Source organism: Streptomyces sp. ICBB 8177, from assembly GCF_003144095.1.
In the GTDB taxonomy this organism is placed as follows: domain Bacteria; phylum Actinomycetota; class Actinomycetes; order Streptomycetales; family Streptomycetaceae; genus Streptantibioticus_D.
The window spans coordinates 1,738,615-1,757,860 of sequence record NZ_NSKH01000018.1 but is presented as its reverse complement, the minus strand read 5'-3'; the positions used below and the strand labels follow the sequence as shown (position 1 = coordinate 1,757,860).

Sequence of the window (19,246 nt, the reverse complement as noted above, 5' to 3'; positions counted from 1 at the left end):
CTCCTAGCGCTTCTTGTTCGTCTTGCGGCGGCGGACGATGAGCTTGTCGCTGGCCTTCTTCGGCCGGCGAGTACGTCCTTCCTTCTGACCCCACGGGCTGACCGGGTGGCGACCACCGGAGGTCTTGCCCTCACCACCACCGTGCGGGTGGTCAACCGGGTTCATCGCGACACCACGAACGGTCGGGCGGACGCCCTTCCAGCGCATGCGGCCGGCCTTGCCCCAGTTGATGTTCGACTGCTCGGCGTTGCCGACCTCGCCAACGGTGGCGCGGCAGCGGACGTCGACCATGCGAACCTCGCCGGACGGCATACGAAGGGTGGCCATGGAGCCCTCCTTCGCCAGCAGCTGCACCGACGCACCCGCGGAACGGGCCATCTTGGCGCCGCCGCCCGGGCGGAGCTCGATCGCGTGGATCGTGGTACCGACCGGGATGTTGCGCAGCGGGAGGTTGTTGCCCGGCTTGATGTCGGCGCCGGGGCCGTTCTCCACGCGGTCACCCTGGGCCAGCTTCGCCGGGGCCAGGATGTAGCGCTTCTCGCCGTCCGCGTAGTGCAGCAGCGCGATGCGGGCGGTGCGGTTCGGGTCGTACTCGATGTGCGCGACCTTGGCCGGCACACCGTCCTTGTCGTGACGACGGAAGTCGATCACACGGAAGGCGCGCTTGTGGCCGCCGCCCTGGTGACGGACGGTCACACGACCGGCGTTGTTACGGCCGCCCTTGCTGTGCAGCGGGCGGACCAGCGACTTCTCCGGCGTGGACCGCGTGATCTCGACGAAGTCGGCGACGCTGGCGCCACGACGGCCAGGAGTCGTCGGCTTGTACTTGCGGATACCCATTTCTCAGTCCTCGGAAGATTCCGGACTTCTGGACGTTCCGATCCCCGTTAGGAGACCGGGCCGCCGAAGATGTCGATGCGGTCGCCCTCGGCGAGGGTCACGATGGCGCGCTTGGTGTCCTTGCGCTTGCCGAAACCGGTGCGGGTGCGCTTGCGCTTGCCCTGGCGGTTGATCGTGTTGACCCCGGTGACCTTGACCGAGAAGACCGCCTCGACGGCCTGCTTGATCTGGGTCTTGTTGGCACGCGGGTCGACGACGAAGGTGTACTTGTTCTCGTCGAGCAGCGCGTAGCTCTTCTCGGAAACCACCGGCTTGAGCAGGACGTCACGGGGGTCCGTGAAGGTCTTGCTGGTGACGGTGGTCGCAGTCGCCTCGCTCATCAGGCGGCGCTCCCTTCGGTCTCGGCAACGCCGGCACCGGTGAAGCGGTCGAAGGCGTCCTTGGTGAAGACCACGTCGTCGGAGACCAGCACGTCGTAGGCGTTCAGCTGACCGGCCTCCAGGATGTGGACCTGGGGCAGGTTGCGGGCGGAAAGCCACGACAGCTCGTCGGCACGCTCGACGACCAGCAGGACGTTCTTGCGCTCGCTGATCTTGCCCAGCAGCGCCTTGGCGTCCTTGGTCGACGGGGCGGAACCCTCGACGACGCCGGACACGACGTGGATGCGGCTGTGACGCGCGCGGTCGGTCAGGGCGCCACGCAGGGCGGCCTTGATCATCTTCTTGGGGGTCCGCTGCGAGTAGTCACGCGGCACGGGACCGTGCACGACGCCACCACCGGCGAACTGCGGCGCGCGGGTCGAGCCCTGACGGGCGCGGCCGGTGCCCTTCTGGCGGTACGGCTTCTTGCCACCGCCGCGGACCTCGCCACGGGTCTTGGTCTTGTGCGTGCCCTGACGGGCAGCGGCCAGCTGGGCGACGACGACCTGGTGGATCAGCGGAACGCTGACCTTCGCGTCGAAGATCTCCGCGGGGAGCTCGACGGTCCCGGCCTTGTCGCCGGCCGGCGAAAGGATGTCAATGGTGCTCATGGGTTACCTCAGGCCCCCTTGGCCGCGGTACGGACCAGGACGAGGCCGCCGTTCGGACCGGGAACCGCGCCCTTGATGAGCAGCAGACCCTTCTCCGCGTCAACGGCGTGGACGGTCAGGTTCTGGGTGGTGACCCGCTCGTTGCCCATGCGACCCGCCATGCGCAGGCCCTTGAACACGCGGCCCGGGGTGGCGCAGCCGCCGATGGAACCGGGCGAGCGGTGCTTGCGCTGGGTGCCGTGTCCGGCGCCGAGGCCCTTGAAGTTGTGACGCTTCATGACACCGGCGAAGCCCTTGCCCTTGCTCTTGCCGGTCACGTCGACCTTGACGCCTGCCTCGAAGGCGGCGGCGGTGATCTCCTGGCCGAGCGTGTACTCGCTGGCGTCGGAGGTCCGCAGCTCCACCAGGTGGCGGCGCGGGGTGACGTCGGCCTTGGCGAAGTGGCCCTTGAGGGGCTTGTTCACCTTGCGCGGGTCGATCTCGCCGAAGGCGATCTGGACGGCTTCGTAGCCGTCGGCGTCGGCGGTGCGGACCTGGGTGACGACACAGGGGCCGGCCTTGACCACGGTCACCGGGACGACACGGTTGTTCTCGTCCCAGACCTGGGTCATGCCGAGCTTCTCGCCCAGGACGCCCTTGATCTGCTTGGCAGTCTTCTGCTGCTTGGCCATCTCGCGCGTCACCTCAGAGCTTGATCTCGATGTCGACGCCGGCCGGCAGGTCGAGACGCATCAGCGAGTCAACCGTCTTCGGCGTGGGGTCGAGGATGTCGATGAGGCGCTTGTGCGTACGCATCTCGAAGTGCTCGCGCGCGTCCTTGTACTTGTGCGGCGACTTGATGACGCAGTACACGTTCTTCTCAGTGGGCAGCGGCACCGGGCCCGCGACCTGCGCACCAGTGCGGGTCACCGTCTCGACGATCTTCTTCGCCGAGGAGTCGATGACCTCGTGGTCGTAGGCCTTGAGCCGGATGCGGATCTTCTGTCCCGCCATGGCTACTCCGTAGTCCTGTCTCTCGTAACGCTCTGGGCTCCGGCGAACGGCGCTTCCCTGCCGCTTCTCACCGACCCACGCGGTCGGGCGTGTCGCGCCCCCGTCAGGAAAAATCCGCATGCGGGATTCCCTTGTCAGGGGTTGGGGAAGACATCCACCGGGCGCCTGGCGAGCCCCGCGCGACGCTTCCCGGAAGATTCCCGTACGTCCGCCCCTGATGAGGGGCGACGAGTACTGTGGGACTCGCTTCCGGTCCTCCCGACGGGAGGCGCGCAGCATCGGCACTCAACCGAGCAACCTGGACAGTGTGCCATACCGTTGGCCACTCGGGCTAATCGGTCCCTCCGCGAGGTTGACGCCTCCGCCCCCGGACCCCCGAGCGCCTGCAATCGCCGCACTCGTTGCGGTCGTTGTCCGGCCGCGGGCCGGTGGGTTGCGCGCGCCGTTCCCCGCGCCCCTGAAGAACCACCTCCGGTGTGCCCCGAGGGGGCGCGGGGAACTGCGCGACCAGCCACATACCGGGCGGCAGAGGGCCAATCGCCGCACTCTTTGCCGTCCCTTGCCAGCCACTGGCCGTTGACTGTGCGCGCCGAAGGTGGCTTCTTGGGGGCGCGGGGAACTGCGCGCGCAACCAGCTGCCGGCCCGCGGCCGGGGAACGACCCTGACACGTACGGCGATTGGCCGCCTACCGCCCGGCACGCGGCCGGCCGCGCAGTTCCCCGCGCCCCCAAAGGAACCACCTCGCCCTGAAGAACACCACCGCCCGCCGCAACGGCGAGACCCCGCTCACCCGGCGTGGGGTGAACGGGGTCTCGACCAGCGTCAGCGTCAGGTCACTTGAGGATCTTGGTGACCTGGCCGGCGCCCACGGTCCGGCCACCCTCGCGGATGGCGAACTTCAGGCCTTCCTCCATGGCGACCGGCTGGATCAGCTGGACCGTCATCTCGGTGTTGTCGCCCGGCATGACCATCTCGGTGCCCTCGGGGAGGGTCACGACACCGGTCACGTCAGTCGTACGGAAGTAGAACTGCGGGCGGTAGTTGTTGAAGAACGGGGTGTGGCGACCACCCTCGTCCTTCGACAGGATGTAGGCCTGGGCCTCGAACTCGGTGTGCGGGGTGACCGAGCCCGGCTTGATGATGACCTGGCCGCGCTCGACGTCCTCGCGCTTGATGCCGCGGAGCAGCAGACCGACGTTCTCACCGGCCTGGCCCTCGTCGAGCAGCTTGCGGAACATCTCGATGCCGGTGACCGTGGTGGTGGTCTTCTCCGGCTTGATGCCGATGATGTCGACGGTCTCGTTGACCTTGAGGACACCGCGCTCGATACGGCCGGTGACGACCGTGCCGCGACCGGTGATCGTGAAGACGTCCTCGATCGGCATCAGGAACGGCTTGTCGACGTCACGCTCGGGCTGCGGGATGTTCTCGTCGACGGCCTTCATCAGGCCGAGGAGCTTCTCGCCCCACTCCTTGTCGCCCTCGAGCGCCTTCAGAGCCGAGACCTGGACGACCGGGCAGTCGTCGCCGGGGAACTCGTACTCGTTGAGCAGCTCGCGGACCTCGAGCTCGACGAGCTCCAGGATCTCCTCGTCGTCCACCATGTCGGCCTTGTTCAGGGCGACGACGATGTACGGAACGCCGACCTGGCGGGCCAGGAGCACGTGCTCCTTGGTCTGCGGCATCGGGCCGTCGGTCGCCGCGACCACGAGGATCGCGCCGTCCATCTGAGCGGCACCGGTGATCATGTTCTTGATGTAGTCCGCGTGACCGGGGCAGTCGACGTGGGCGTAGTGACGCGACTCGGTCTGGTACTCGACGTGCGCGATGGAGATGGTGATACCGCGCTGGCGCTCTTCGGGAGCCTTGTCGATCTGGTCGAAGGCCGAGGCCTCGTTCAGGTCCGGGTACGCGTCGTGCAGCACCTTGGTGATCGCCGCGGTAAGAGTGGTCTTACCGTGGTCGATGTGACCGATGGTGCCGATGTTGACGTGCGGCTTAGTCCGCTCGAACTTCGCCTTCGCCACTGGGGTCCTCCTGTGGACTGAGTCTGTGCGCCATACGCCGTATGCCGCCAGGTGATCGTTGCCGGGTTGGCGAGGACCCCGAAGGGCCTTGCTGTGACCAACCCGCGGATTTAGGTGCCGGCGGCCGGGACACCCGCCACTACCTTACGGTTTGCGGCGGTATGCCCCGGACTGCCTGCCGTCAAGCCTAAGGCTTGCCAGAGTCTCCGAGAACGGAGTCCCTTACTCGCCCTTGGCCTTCGCGATGATCTCCTCTGCGACGTTCCGCGGAACCTCGGCGTAGGAGTCGAACTGCATGGAGTAGCTGGCACGGCCGGAGGTCTTGCTGCGCAGGTCGCCGACGTAGCCGAACATCTCCGACAGCGGGACGAGGGCCTTGACGACCCGGGCACCGCTGCGCTCCTCCATGGCCTGGATCTGGCCACGGCGCGAGTTGATGTCACCGATGACATCGCCCATGTAGTCCTCGGGCGTGGTGACCTCGACGGCCATCATCGGCTCCAGCAGAGCCGGGCTGGCCTTGCGAGCACCCTCCTTGAACGCCATCGAACCGGCGATCTTGAAGGCGAGCTCGGAGGAGTCGACGTCGTGGTAGGCACCGTCGAGCAGTACCACCTTGACACCGGTCAGCGGGTAGCCGGCCAGCACGCCGAACTCCATGGCCTCCTGGCAGCCCGCGTCCACGGACGGGATGTACTCCCGCGGGATGCGGCCACCGGTGACCTTGTTCTCGAACTCGTACCCGTCGCCCTCGAGCGGCTCGATGGCGATCTGCACCTTCGCGAACTGGCCGGAACCGCCAGTCTGCTTCTTGTGCGTGTAGTCGATGCGCTCGACGGCCTTGCGGATCGTCTCGCGGTAGGCGACCTGCGGCTTGCCGACGTTCGCCTCGACGCGGAACTCGCGCTTCATGCGGTCGACCAGCACGTCGAGGTGGAGCTCGCCCATGCCCGCGATGATCGTCTGACCGGTCTCCTCGTCGGTGTGCACCTGGAAGGAGGGGTCCTCCTCGGCGAGCCGCTGGATCGCGACGCCGAGCTTCTCCTGGTCGCCCTTGGACTTCGGCTCGATGGCCACCTGGATGACCGGGGCCGGGAAGTTCATCGACTCCAGGATGACCGGGTTCTGCGCGTCGCACAGGGTCTCACCGGTGGTGGTGTCCTTCAGGCCCATGACGGCGATGATGTCGCCGGCACCGACGCTGGGGATCTCCTCACGCTTGTTCGCGTGCATCCGGTAGATCTTGCCGATGCGCTCCTTCTTGCCCTTCACGGAGTTCAGCACCTGGGTGCCGGACTCCATGCGGCCGGAGTACACGCGGACGAAGGTGAGCTTGCCGAGGTGCGGGTCGCTCATGATCTTGAACGCCAGGCCGGAGAACGGCTCGTCGTCCGAGGCCTTGCGGAAGATCTCGGTCTCCTCGTCGCCGACCTTGTGGCCGGAGACGCCCTCGACGTCGATCGGGGACGGCAGGTACTTCACGACCGCGTCGAGCAGGGGCTGGACGCCCTTGTTCTTGAACGCGGTGCCGCAGAAGACCGGGGTGAGCTTGGAGGCGATCGTGGCGCGACGGATCGCGGCGATCAGCTGCTCCTCGGTGGGCTCGGTGCCCTCCAGGTACAGCTCCATCAGCTCGTCGTCGTTCTCGGCGATGGTCTCCAGCAGCTTGCCGCGGTACTCCTCGGCAGCCTCGGTGTGGGTCGCCGGGATGTCGACCGTGTCGTACATCTCGCCCTTGGCGGCCTCTTCGGACCACACCAGGGCCTTCATGCGGACCAGGTCGACGACGCCGCGGAAGTCCGCCTCGGCGCCGATCGGCAGCTGCATGACCAGCGGGACGGCACCGAGCCGGTCGACGATCATGTCGACGCAGCGGTGGAACTCCGCGCCCACGCGGTCCAGCTTGTTGACGAAGCAGATGCGCGGGACGTTGTAGCGGTCGGCCTGACGCCACACGGTCTCGGACTGCGGCTCCACACCGGCGACGCCGTCGAACACCGTGACGGCACCGTCCAGGACGCGCAGCGAACGCTCCACCTCGACGGTGAAGTCGACGTGGCCCGGGGTGTCGATGATGTTGATGGTGTGGTCGACGCCGTCGACCGGCCAGTGACAGGTCGTCGCGGCGGACGTGATGGTGATGCCGCGCTCCTGCTCCTGCTCCATCCAGTCCATCGTGGCAGCGCCGTCGTGGACCTCACCGATCTTGTACGAGACACCGGTGTAGAACAGGATCCGCTCGGTGGTCGTCGTCTTGCCCGCGTCGATGTGGGCCATGATCCCGATGTTGCGGACCTTGGCCAGGTCAAGTGAAGTGGTAGCCATAAGGCTTCAGTCTTCTCTCGCTTCTCGATGGGGTAGCGACTACCAGCGGTAGTGCGCGAAGGCCTTGTTGGACTCGGCCATCTTGTGGGTGTCCTCGCGGCGCTTGACGGAGGCGCCAAGACCGTTGGACGCGTCGAGCAGCTCGTTCATGAGGCGCTCGGTCATGGTCTTCTCGCGACGGGCGCGGGAGTAGCCGACCAGCCAGCGCAGCGCCAGCGTCGACGCACGGGCGGGGCGGACCTCGACCGGCACCTGGTAGGTGGCGCCACCGACGCGGCGGGACTTCACCTCGAGGGTCGGCTTGATGTTCTCCAGCGCGCGCTTGAGGGTGATGACCGGGTCGTTGCCGGTCTTCTCCCGCAGGCCCTCCAGGGCGCCGTAGACGATGCGCTCGGCGGTGGAGCGCTTGCCGTTCAGCAGAACCTTGTTGACCAGCGACGTGACAAGCGGGGAGTTGTAGACCGGGTCGACGATGACCGGCCGCTTCGGGGCAGGGCCCTTACGAGGCATGGCTTACTTCTCCTTCTTGGCGCCGTAGCGGCTGCGGGCCTGCTTGCGGTTCTTGACACCCTGGGTGTCGAGCGAACCGCGGATGATCTTGTAGCGGACACCCGGCAGGTCCTTCACACGACCGCCGCGCACGAGCACGATCGAGTGCTCCTGCAGGTTGTGGCCCTCACCCGGGATGTAAGCGGTGACCTCGATCCCGCTGGTCAGACGCACACGCGCGACCTTACGCAGGGCCGAGTTCGGCTTCTTCGGGGTGGTCGTGTAGACGCGCGTGCAGACGCCGCGGCGCTGAGGGGAACCCTTCAGTGCGGGCGTCTTGTTCTTCTCGACCTTGTCCTGCCGGCCCTTCCGGACCAGCTGCTGGATCGTAGGCACTACTTCTCCGGTTTCTGTGTGCCGATCTCGTTGAAGCTAACCTGAGGTGTTTGCTGGCCGTTTACGCTGGTCACCGACACGCTTCCCGACCCACGCGGTCGGGTGTGTCGAAGACTTCGCGGATACCCGCGAGCGGGCAGGCGCACATCGTCTGGATGTCGCAGTCTCGGTGTCCTGTACGAGGGGAGTGCCGCCCGGCCGGAGGCCGAGGGCGCACGCACAAAGACCCGGGGACACCCCAGGCACAAGGTCAGAGCGTACCTAGCGCATCGGCTCCGGTCAAAACAAATGCACACGCGAAGGACACGCCGGGCCACGGGCACGCCGGCCCACGGTAGCGCCCGCGCGAGCGCGGGGGAAGACGCTGTCCACCGCGCGGGACGCGGAGTTCACACGGTGATACGACCCGTTCACACGGGACGCCCGGAGCGCCCCCGCGACCGGACGCCTACGGGCCCGGCGGCCCGCGCGGACACGCCGCTCGTTACGCCCCCGCCCCCGGGCGCCCGCGGTGTCAGGAGCCGACGACCGACACGATGACGACCAGCGTCCAGAACACCGCCGCCAGCCAGCCGAAGACCAGGCCCGTGGTGGCCAGGCCCTCGCCGGATTCCTTGCGCTGGTGGATCTGGCCCCGCGCCACGTGGCCCAGCACGATCGCCGGGACCGCCGGGACCACGAGGAAGAGTCCGCCCAGGCCGCACAGCAGCGAGGCCACCGCCAGCCCGTTGGTCGGCGGGCGCGGCACCGGCAGGAAGGCCGCCGGTGCCAGGTACGGCTGCGGGAGCGGGGGCTGCTGCATCGGCACCGGGCCCTGCGGAACGTCGGCCACCAGCGCGCTCAGCTCCCCGTAGGTCTGCGCCCGGTACGCGGCGGCCACCCGCTGCTCGTACTCGTCCTGGCCGAGCCTGCCCTCGGTGAACGCGGCCTTGAGCACGTCCACGGTGCGCTCACGGTCGACGTGCGCCGCGCGCATCATCGACTGGGGTGTTCCGTTCCAGGAGAGGAACCCTCCGTTGTTCGCCATACCGCCGACCGCCTCCCCCGCGTCAGGGATCCGCCACCCCCCATACTGCTGGACGCGCGACGCCCGTGGGAGGTTGCCGCACGATCAGACCGCGCCGTTCCCGTACGCGCCGAGCCGCCACTCCTGCGCCCGCGCGCCGTCGGACACGGTGGCCACCCGGTGCTCCCCGGACGCGGACGCCACCCAGAAGCGCTCCCCCACCCGGACGACGCGGGCGGGCGTGCCGGTCGCGCGCCTGCGCCGGCCGGGCCCGGTGAACACCACCGCGGGCGGCTCGCCGTCCCGCTCGACCCGGCCCCACACCACCGCCCAGCCCCGCCCGCGCAGCGCCCCGAGCACGCTCGCGGTGAACGCGGTGTCCACGTGGGCGCCGATCACCTCGTCGCCGTCCAGCACTTCGAGCGCCGCCCGGCCCCCGGTCCCCCGCGCCGCCCGGAAGCCCAGCGGCCCGACGGCGGCGGGAGTCACCGCGGTCACGGGCGCCACGCGCTCCGAGTCCATGGGGCAGGTCATCCTCGCCATCCTCACCGCGCGACGCTCAGGGGAACGCCCCAGCCTCCCCCGCGTCCCGGCCCTCGCGAATCGGCGGTACGGACGGTTTTCACCCGCCGTTCGTACGACGGACGCGGTACGGATTCGTTTCGCAAAGCCTTCCGTCGCGGGCCCCACCGGTGCGGCGGGCGCCGTGCGTACGACGGAGGCGGCCGCCCCCCGGAGGGGACGGCCGCCTCGTCATCGTGCGGTGCCGGGAGGGACTCAGGCGTTGTACGGCCCGTAGTCGTAGTCCTCCAGCGGAACGGCCTGGCCGGAGCCGGTGCCGAACGGCGAGTAGTCGATGTCGTCGTAGCCGACGGCCGAGTACATCGCGGCCTTGGCCTCCTCGGTCGGCTCGACCCGGATGTTGCGGTAGCGGGACAGGCCCGTACCGGCCGGGATGAGCTTACCGAGGATGACGTTCTCCTTCAGGCCCAGCAGCGAGTCCGACTTGGCGTGGATCGCCGCGTCGGTGAGCACCCGGGTCGTCTCCTGGAAGGAGGCCGCCGACAGCCACGACTCGGTGGCCAGCGACGCCTTGGTGATACCCATCAGCTGCGGACGGCCGGAGGCGGGGTGACCGCCCTCGGCGACCACGCGGCGGTTCTCCGACTCGAAGCGGCCGCGCTCGACCAGCTCGCCCGGCAGCAGCTCCGCGTCGCCGGACTCGATGATCGTCACCCGGCGCAGCATCTGCCGGATGATGATCTCGATGTGCTTGTCGTGGATCGACACACCCTGCGAGTTGAAGACCTTCTGGACCTCGCCGAGCAGGTGGATCTGCACCGCGCGCTGACCGAGGATCCGCAGCACGTCGTGCGGGTTCTCGGTACCGGCCATCAGCTTCTGGCCGACCTCGACGTGGTCGCCCTCCGCGACCTCCAGACGGGCGCGCTTGGAGACGCCGTAGGCGATCTCGTCGCTGCCGTCGTCCGGAGTGACGACGATCTTGCGGGTCTTCTCGGTCTCCTCGATGCGGACCCGGCCCGCCGCCTCGCTGATCGGCGCCAGACCCTTGGGGGTACGGGCCTCGAACAGCTCGACGACACGCGGCAGACCCTTGGTGATGTCGTCACCCGCCACACCACCGGTGTGGAAGGTACGCATCGTCAGCTGGGTGCCGGGCTCACCGATCGACTGGGCGGCGATGATGCCGACCGCCTCGCCGATGTCCACCAGCTTGCCGGTGGCCAGCGAACGGCCGTAGCACATCGCGCAGGTGCCGACGGCGGACTCGCAGGTGAGGATGGACCGCGTCTTGACGGTCTCGACGCCGTGCGCGACCAGCTGGTCGATGAGCACGTCGCCAAGGTCGGTGCCGGCCGGGGCCAGCACCTTGCCGTCGACCACGATGTCCTCGGCCAGGCTGCGCGCGTACACCGAGGTCTCGACGCCACCGGCCTTGCGCAGCACGCCGTCCTCGCCGCGCTCGGCGATCGACAGCTTCAGGCCGCGCTCGGTGCCACAGTCCTCCTCGCGGATGATCACGTCCTGCGAGACGTCCACCAGACGACGGGTCAGGTAACCCGAGTCGGCGGTACGCAGCGCGGTGTCGGCCAGACCCTTACGGGCACCGTGGGTGGAGATGAAGTACTCCAGCACGGTCAGGCCCTCGCGGAAGGACGCCTTGATCGGACGCGGGATCGTCTCGTTCTTGGCGTTCGACACCAGGCCTCGCATACCCGCGATCTGACGCATCTGCATCATGTTTCCGCGGGCACCCGAGTCGACCATCATGAAGATCGGGTTGGTCTTCGGGAAGTTGTCGTTCATGGCCGCGGCAACCTCGTTGGTCGCCTTGGTCCAGATCTCGATCAGCTCCTGCGACCGCTCCTGCTTCGTGATCAGGCCGCGCTCGTACTGCTTCTGGACCTTCTCGTCCTTCGCCTCGTAGCCCTCAAGGATGGCCTTCTTGGCCTCGGGCACGACGATGTCGGAGACGGCGACGGTGACACCGGAGCGGGTCGCCCAGTAGAAACCGGCCGCCTTGAGGTTGTCCAGGGTCGCCGCGACGGCGACCTTCGGGTAGCGCTCGGCCAGGTCGTTGACGATCTCGGAGAGCTGCTTCTTGCCCACCGAGTAGTCGACGAACGGGTAGTCCTCGGGCAGCAGCTCGTTGAAGAGCGCGCGGCCCAGCGAGGTGCGCAGACGGAACGGGTCGCCCGGCTGCCAGGGCTCCTCGCCCTCCTCGCGCGCCGGCGGCTCCCAGCCGCGCGGCGGCATGGTGCCGACGGGGAAGCGGATGTCCACCTTCGCCTGGAGCGACAGCTCGCGGGCGTCGAAGGCCATGATCGCCTCGGCGACCGAGCCGAACGCCCGGCCCTCGCCCTTGACCTCGCGCTCCGCCTCGTCCGTGGTGAGGAAGAACAGACCCAGGACCATGTCCTGCGTCGGCATCGTCACCGGACGGCCGTCGGCGGGCTTGAGGATGTTGTTCGAGGACAGCATGAGGATGCGGGCCTCGGCCTGCGCCTCCGCGGACAGCGGCAGGTGCACGGCCATCTGGTCACCGTCGAAGTCCGCGTTGAACGCGGTGCACACGAGCGGGTGGATCTGGATGGCCTTGCCCTCGACCAGCTGCGGCTCGAAGGCCTGGATGCCGAGGCGGTGCAGGGTCGGCGCGCGGTTGAGCAGCACCGGGTGCTCGGCGATGACCTCTTCGAGGACGTCGTACACCACGGTGCGGCCGCGCTCGACCATGCGCTTGGCCGACTTGATGTTCTGCGCGTGGTTGAGGTCCACCAGGCGCTTCATCACGAACGGCTTGAACAGCTCGAGCGCCATCGCCTTGGGCAGACCGCACTGGTGCAGCTTCAGCTGCGGACCGACGACGATCACGGAACGGGCCGAGTAGTCGACGCGCTTGCCCAGCAGGTTCTGGCGGAAGCGGCCCTGCTTGCCCTTGAGCATGTCGGACAGCGACTTCAGCGGACGGTTGCCGGGGCCCGTGACCGGGCGGCCGCGGCGGCCGTTGTCGAAGAGCGCGTCGACGGCCTCCTGAAGCATGCGCTTCTCGTTGTTCACGATGATCTCGGGGGCACCGAGGTCAAGGAGCCGCTTGAGGCGGTTGTTGCGGTTGATGACGCGGCGGTACAGGTCGTTCAGGTCGGAGGTCGCGAAGCGGCCACCGTCCAGCTGCACCATCGGGCGCAGGTCCGGCGGGATCACCGGGACGCAGTCCAGCACCATGCCGTTGGGGCTGTTGCGGGTCTGAAGGAACGCGGAGACGACCTTGAGGCGCTTGAGCGCGCGGGTCTTCTTCTGGCCCTTGCCGGTCCGGATGATCTCGCGGAGCTTCTCGGCCTCTTCCTCCAGGTCGAAGGACTCCAGGCGCTTCTGCAGCGCCGCGGCGCCCATGCCGCCCATGAAGTAGGTGCCGAAGCGGTCGCGCAGCTCGCGGTAGAGCAGCTCGTCGCCCTCCAGGTCCTGGACCTTGAGGGACTTGAAGCGGCTCCACACCTCGTCGAGGCGGTCGATCTCGCGCTGGGCGCGGTCGCGCAGCTGCTTCATCTCGCGCTCGGCGCCCTCGCGCACCTTGCGGCGCACGTCCGCCTTGGCGCCCTCGGACTCCAGCTCCGCGAGGTCCGCCTCCAGCTTCTTCTGGCGGGCCTCGACGTCGGCGTCACGACGCTGCTCGACCTGCTGGCGCTCCACGGAGACCTGGGCCTCCAGGGACGGCAGGTCGCGCGTGCGGCGCTCCTCGTCCACCCACGTGATCATGTAGGCGGCGAAGTAGATGACCTTCTCCAGGTCCTTCGGGGCGAGGTCGAGCAGGTAGCCCAGCCGCGACGGAACGCCCTTGAAGTACCAGATGTGGGTCACGGGGGCGGCCAGCTCGATGTGGCCCATCCGCTCACGGCGCACCTTGGCGCGGGTCACCTCGACGCCGCAGCGCTCACAGATGATGCCCTTGAAGCGGACGCGCTTGTACTTGCCGCAGTAGCACTCCCAGTCCCGGGTGGGGCCGAAGATCTTCTCGCAGAAGAGTCCGTCCTTTTCGGGCTTGAGCGTGCGGTAGTTGATGGTCTCAGGCTTCTTGACCTCGCCGTGCGACCACTGACGGATGTCGTCCGCGGTGGCCAGGCCGATCCGCAGCTCGTCGAAGAAGTTGACGTCGAGCACTTGTCGTCAATCCCACCTTCGTGGTTACCCGACACACAGACGCTGTCGGGGTCGTGTCTCAATCATGGTCTGAACGGGTCCGGGAGCGCCGCCGGGCCTCCTCCTCGGTGGAGGCCCGGACGGCAACCCGTCAGACCTCTTCGACGCTGCTCGGCTCGCGCCGGGACAGGTCGATACCCAGCTCTTCCGCGGCGCGGAAGACGTCCTCGTCGGTGTCACGCATTTCGATGGACATACCGTCGCTGGAGAGCACCTCCACGTTGAGGCAGAGCGACTGCATCTCCTTGATGAGCACCTTGAAGGACTCGGGGATGCCGGGCTCGGGGATGTTCTCGCCCTTGACGATGGCCTCGTAGACCTTCACGCGGCCGAGGACGTCGTCCGACTTGATGGTCAGCAGCTCCTGGAGGGCGTAGGCGGCGCCGTAGGCCTCCAGGGCCCACACCTCCATCTCGCCGAAGCGCTGGCCACCGAACTGGGCCTTACCACCCAGCGGCTGCTGGGTGATCATCGAGTACGGACCGGTGGAACGGGCGTGCAGCTTGTCGTCCACCAGGTGGTGCAGCTTGAGGATGTACATGTAGCCGACCGAGATCGGCTCGGGGAACGGCTCGCCGGAGCGGCCGTCGAAGAGCCGGGCCTTGCCGGAGGGCAGGACCATGCGGTCGCCGTCGCGGTTGGGGACCGTGGCCTCGAACAGGCCGGCGATCTCGTCCTCGCGGGCGCCGTCGAAGACCGGGGTGGCCACGTTGGTGTCGGGCTCGACCTGGCCGGCGCCGATGGCGTCCAGCCTGCGGGCCCACTCCTCCGCGATCCCCGAGACGTCCCAGCCCTGCTTGGCGAGCCAGCCCAGGTGGATCTCCAGGACCTGGCCGGGGTTCATCCGGGAGGGAACGCCCAGCGGGTTCAGGATGATGTCGACCGGGGTGCCGTCCTCCAGGAACGGCATGTCCTCGACGGGGAGGATCTTGGAGATGACGCCCTTGTTGCCGTGGCGGCCGGCGAGCTTGTCACCGTCGGTGATCTTGCGCTTCTGGGCCACGTAGACGCGGACCAGCTGGTTGACGCCCGGCGGCAGCTCGTCGCCCTCCTCGCGGTCGAAGACGCGCACGCCGATGACCTTGCCGGTCTCGCCGTGCGGCACCTTCAGCGAGGTGTCGCGGACCTCACGGGCCTTCTCGCCGAAGATCGCGCGCAGCAGCCGCTCCTCCGGGGTCAGCTCGGTCTCGCCCTTCGGGGTGACCTTGCCGACCAGGATGTCGCCGGCGACGACCTCGGCACCGATGCGGATGATGCCGCGCTCGTCGAGGTCGGCGAGGACCTCCTCGGAGACGTTCGGGATGTCCCGGGTGATCTCCTCGGGGCCCAGCTTGGTGTCGCGGGCGTCGACCTCGTGCTCCTCGATGTGGATCGAGGACAGGACGTCGTCCTGCACGAGGCGCTGCGACAGGATGATCGCGTCCTCGTAGTTGTGGCCCTCCCACGGCATGAACGCGACCAGCAGGTTCTTGCCGAGCGCCATCTCGCCCTGCTCGGTCGAGGGACCGTCGGCGAGCACCTGGCCGGCCACCACGCGGGCGCCCTCGTCCACGACGACCTTCTGGTTGAAGGACGTGCCCTGGTTGGAGCGGGAGAACTTGGCGACCCGGTACGTGGTGTACGTGCCGTCGTCGTTGGCCACGGTGATGTAGTCGGCGGAGACCTCCTGGACCACGCCGTCCTTCTCCGCGGTGATGACGTCACCGGCGTCGACCGCGGCGCGGTACTCGATGCCGGTGCCGACCAGCGGCGACTCCGACTTCAGCAGCGGCACGGCCTGGCGCATCATGTTGGAGCCCATGAGCGCGCGGTTGGCGTCGTCGTGCTCCAGGAACGGGATCATGGCGGTCGCGACCGACACCATCTGGCGCGGCGAGACGTCCATGTAGTCCACGTCGGAGGCCGGCACGAGGTCGACCTCGCCGCCGCGGCGGCGGACCAGGACGCGGCCCTCGGTGAACTGCCCCTCGTCGTTCAGCGCGGCGTTGGCCTGCGCGATCAGGAAGCGGTCCTCCTCGTCGGCGGTCAGGTAGTGCACCTCTTCGGTGACCGTGCCGTCGACGACCTTGCGGTACGGGGTCTCGATGAAGCCGAACGCGTTGACCCGGCCGTACGAGGCGAGCGAGCCGATCAGACCGATGTTCGGGCCTTCCGGCGTCTCGATCGGGCACATGCGGCCGTAGTGCGAGGGGTGCACGTCACGGACGTCCAGACCGGCCCGCTCACGGGACAGACCACCGGGGCCCAGCGCGGAGAGGCGGCGCTTGTGGGTCAGGCCCGACAGCGGGTTGGTCTGGTCCATGAACTGCGACAGCTGGCTGGTGCCGAAGAACTCCTTGATGGAGGCGACGACCGGCCGGATGTTGATCAGGGTCTGCGGCGTGATCGCCTCGACGTCCTGGGTGGTCATCCGCTCGCGGACGACGCGCTCCATGCGGGCCAGGCCGGTGCGGACCTGGTTCTGGATCAGCTCGCCGACGTTGCGCAGGCGGCGGTTGCCGAAGTGGTCGATGTCGTCGACCTCGACGACCACGGTCTGGCCGGCCTCGGTGACCGTCTCGGTCTCGCCCGCGTGCAGCTTCACCAGGTACTTGATCGTCGCGATGATGTCCTCGACGGTCAGCACGCCGGCGTCCAGGCCGGTCTCGGTGCCCAGCTTCTTGTTGACCTTGTAGCGGCCGACCTTGGCCAGGTCGTAGCGCTTGGGGTTGAAGTAGAGGTTCTCCAGCAGCGTCTGGGCGGCCTCACGCGTCGGCGGCTCGCCCGGGCGCAGCTTGCGGTAGATGTCGAGCAGCGCGTCGTCCTGGCCCTGGGTGTGGTCCTTCTCCAGGGTGGCGCGCATCGACTCGTACTCGCCGAACTCCTCGAGGATCTGCTCGGTGGTCCAGCCCAGCGCCTTCAGCAGCACGGTGACCGACTGCTTGCGCTTGCGGTCGATGCGGACACCGACCATGTCGCGCTTGTCGATCTCCAGCTCCAGCCAGGCACCGCGGGAGGGGATGACCTTGGCCGAGAAGATGTCCTTGTCGGACGTCTTGTCGATGGTGGAGTCGAAGTAGACGCCCGGCGAGCGGACCAGCTGCGAGACGACGACACGCTCGGTGCCGTTGATGCAGAAGGTGCCCTTGTTGGTCATGAGCGGGAAGTCGCCCATGAAGACCGTCTGGGACTTGATCTCGCCGGTCTCGTTGTTGGTGAACTCGGCGGTGACGAAGAGCGGGGCCGCGTACGTGAAGTCGCGCTCCTTGCACTCGTCGATGGAGTTCTTCGGCGGCTCGAAGCGGTGGTCGCGGAAGGTCAGCGACATCGACCCGGAGAAGTCCTCGATCGGGGAGATCTCCTCGAAGATCTCCTCCAGACCGGACTTGGTGGGGACGTCCTGTCCACTGTCCAGCGCCGCCTCGACGCGAGCCTTCCAGGCGGCATTGCCGAGCAGCCAGTCGAAGCTCTCGGTCTGCAGTGCGAGAAGGTTGGGAACCTCCAGCGGTTCCTTGATCTTCGCGAAAGAGATGCGCAGCGGGGCGGTGCTGGCGCCGTTGTTCGTATTGGCAGTCGAGGCGTTGCGCGAGGCGGCCAAGAGGGGGTCCTTCCGAGGGCTCGGACTCACTACGCGCGTACCGGTCCCCCCTGAGCACACAGGCGGCTTCCCGGATGAGGGGAGGTCTCCATGTCGGTTCAGTGCTCAGACGTGATGCTTGTCCCTGGTGACGGGCCAGGCAACAGCTAACAGGCAGCGCAAAGGGTCAGTGTAGCCACTCGGCACACTGATGTCCAGAGCAGAGATTCGGGGACCGAATCATCTCCCCCTCGTCATCCGGCGGAACCGGCACGCGACCGGGTCCCGCGGCTTCGTCCTGCGCTTCGACCTCAGTCATTCCCGCATCGGCCGCGATCCATGCCTGGCGGCACCGACCGCTTCACGACGCGTCCTGAGAATTGCGCGCCTCGTGCGGTTCGTCAAGGCCCCGGCCCGTCGGAGATCCTCACACCGGCCGTCCCGCCAAGGGAGCCGGACCGCCGGGCGGACCGCTCGCCGGTTCACCGTCGAGCCGCTGCCGAGCCCCTCGGCGAACCAGCGAAGATCACCATACCCGCCCCCACCGACAACGCCACTCAAGCCCGGGCAGGACCACCGGAACACCGCAGGGCGGCCACCCGATCGGGTGGCCGCCCTGCGGCTGATCAGCCCCTCGAAAGGGGCACGCACGACACGCGGGCCGTGCGAGGGGTCACTTGACCTCGACGGAGGCGCCGGCGCCCTTGAGGGACTCGGCGGCCTTGTCGGCCTGCTCCTTGTTGACCTTCTCCAGGACCGGCTTCGGGGTGCCGTCGACCAGGTCCTTGGCCTCCTTCAGGCCGAGGGAGGTCAGCTCGCGGACGACCTTGATGACCTGGATCTTCTTGTCGCCGGCGCCGGTGAGGATGACGTCGAACTCGTCCTTCTCCTCGGCGGCCTCGGCGGCCGGGGCGCCCGGGGCACCCGCGGCGGCGACGGCGACCGGAGCGGCGGCGGTGACGTCGAACTTCTCCTCGAACGCCTTCACGAACTCGGAGAGCTGGATCAGGGTGAGGTTCTCGAACTGCTCGAGGAGCTCTTCGGTGCTGAGCTGCGCCATGATGGCGTCCTTCCACTAAATCGGCTGGTGCCGGATGTACGGATTGCTGGGGCGGGCGAATGCCTTACGGCATCACTTCGTACGGGGCCCGCTGCGACGCGACGCGCGAACTACTCCGCGTCGGCCTCGGCGGGAGCCGGCGTACCGGCACCGCCCTGCTCGGCCTGCTTGGCACGAAGCGCCTCCGCGGTGCGGACGAACTTCGAGGGCAGCGCCTGGAAGACCGCGGCAGCCTGGGACTGCTTGGCCTTCATGGCACCCGCCAGCTTGGCGAGCAGCACCTCGCGGGACTCGAGGTCCGCGAGCTTCTTGATCTCGTCGGCGGACAGCGCCTTGCCGTCCATGACGCCGCCCTTGATGACCAGGGCGGGGTTCTCCTTGGCGAAGTCGCGCAGTCCCTTCGCCGAGGTCACCGGGTCACCGGTGACGAAGGCGATCGCCGTCGAACCCGCGAACAGGTCGTCGAGCGACGTGATCCCGGCCTCGTTGGCCGCGATCTTGGACAGCGTGTTCTTCGCCACGCTGTACTGAGCGTTCTCACCGAGCGAACGACGCAGCTGCTTGAGCTGCGCCACGGTGAGACCGGTGTACTCGGTCAGCACGGCGGCGTTCGAGCTGCGGAACTTGTCCGTCAGCTCGGCAACCGCGGCGGACTTGTCGGGCCTCGCCATGAGCCTCGGCCTCCTTCCGGGTGTGTGCGGACCGCACGGACTGAAGGAGGAGGCAGTACATACGAAACGCCCCGGCGCAGGCGCACGGGGCGGGGCTCGACCGGCGACGGGATCCGTCTCCGGGAGCTACATCCTC

The 19,246-nt window shown here is 68.1% G+C and carries 15 protein-coding genes; all 15 read right to left on the bottom strand.

The window, feature by feature from the left end:
* Positions 1-3 precede the first annotated feature (3 nt).
* Complete coding sequence (gene rplB, locus CK485_RS16375; protein ID WP_109451301.1) at positions 4-840, bottom strand: 50S ribosomal protein L2; 837 nt, start codon at positions 838-840, stop codon at positions 4-6.
* 47 nt (positions 841-887) lie between these two features.
* Positions 888-1,220, bottom strand: a complete 333-nt coding sequence (gene rplW / locus CK485_RS16370; protein WP_109451299.1) for a 50S ribosomal protein L23 — start codon at positions 1,218-1,220, stop codon at positions 888-890.
* Complete coding sequence (rplD, locus tag CK485_RS16365) at positions 1,220-1,870, bottom strand: 50S ribosomal protein L4 (protein WP_109451297.1); 651 nt, start codon at positions 1,868-1,870, stop codon at positions 1,220-1,222. Before rplD ends, rplW begins: the two co-directional genes overlap by 1 nt.
* Before the next feature lie 8 nt (positions 1,871-1,878).
* Positions 1,879-2,541 (bottom strand): 50S ribosomal protein L3, encoded by a 663-nt coding sequence (rplC, locus tag CK485_RS16360; protein WP_109453088.1) that lies wholly within the window; start codon positions 2,539-2,541, stop codon positions 1,879-1,881.
* Between the two features lie 13 nt (positions 2,542-2,554).
* Positions 2,555-2,863 (bottom strand): 30S ribosomal protein S10, encoded by a 309-nt coding sequence (gene rpsJ / locus CK485_RS16355; protein WP_073492397.1) that lies wholly within the window; start codon positions 2,861-2,863, stop codon positions 2,555-2,557.
* Between the two features lie 834 nt (positions 2,864-3,697).
* A complete protein-coding gene (gene tuf / locus CK485_RS16350; RefSeq protein WP_109451295.1) occupies positions 3,698-4,891 on the bottom strand; it encodes an elongation factor Tu in 1,194 nt (397 codons plus the stop codon).
* A gap of 222 nt (positions 4,892-5,113) precedes the next feature.
* Positions 5,114-7,216 (bottom strand): elongation factor G, encoded by a 2,103-nt coding sequence (gene fusA / locus CK485_RS16345; RefSeq protein WP_109451293.1) that lies wholly within the window; start codon positions 7,214-7,216, stop codon positions 5,114-5,116.
* A gap of 39 nt (positions 7,217-7,255) precedes the next feature.
* Positions 7,256-7,726: a 30S ribosomal protein S7 gene (rpsG, locus tag CK485_RS16340; RefSeq protein ID WP_109451291.1), complete on the bottom strand. Its 471-nt coding sequence runs from the start codon at positions 7,724-7,726 to the stop codon at positions 7,256-7,258.
* Positions 7,727-7,729: 3 nt separating this feature from the next.
* Positions 7,730-8,101: a 30S ribosomal protein S12 gene (rpsL, locus tag CK485_RS16335; RefSeq protein WP_014144289.1), complete on the bottom strand. Its 372-nt coding sequence runs from the start codon at positions 8,099-8,101 to the stop codon at positions 7,730-7,732.
* Positions 8,102-8,615: 514 nt separating this feature from the next.
* Positions 8,616-9,128 carry a DUF1707 and DUF4190 domain-containing protein gene (locus CK485_RS16330; RefSeq protein ID WP_241968368.1) on the bottom strand — a complete coding sequence of 171 codons (513 nt, stop codon included), beginning with the start codon at positions 9,126-9,128 and terminating at the stop codon, positions 8,616-8,618.
* Positions 9,129-9,212: 84 nt separating this feature from the next.
* On the bottom strand, positions 9,213-9,629 hold the full coding sequence (locus tag CK485_RS16325; protein WP_109451289.1) for a hypothetical protein: 417 nt from the start codon (positions 9,627-9,629) through the stop codon (positions 9,213-9,215).
* 255 nt (positions 9,630-9,884) lie between these two features.
* Complete coding sequence (locus CK485_RS16320; protein ID WP_109451287.1) at positions 9,885-13,784, bottom strand: DNA-directed RNA polymerase subunit beta'; 3,900 nt, start codon at positions 13,782-13,784, stop codon at positions 9,885-9,887.
* 130 nt (positions 13,785-13,914) lie between these two features.
* On the bottom strand, positions 13,915-17,400 hold the full coding sequence (gene rpoB, locus CK485_RS16315; protein ID WP_109451285.1) for a DNA-directed RNA polymerase subunit beta: 3,486 nt from the start codon (positions 17,398-17,400) through the stop codon (positions 13,915-13,917).
* 652 nt (positions 17,401-18,052) lie between these two features.
* A complete protein-coding gene (rplL, locus tag CK485_RS16305) occupies positions 18,053-18,439 on the bottom strand; it encodes a 50S ribosomal protein L7/L12 (protein ID WP_109451283.1) in 387 nt (128 codons plus the stop codon).
* A 110-nt stretch (positions 18,440-18,549) separates the two neighbouring features.
* Entirely contained in the window at positions 18,550-19,110 is a 561-nt protein-coding gene (gene rplJ / locus CK485_RS16300) for a 50S ribosomal protein L10 (protein ID WP_109451281.1), read from the bottom strand.
* Positions 19,111-19,246: the final 136 nt, after the last annotated feature.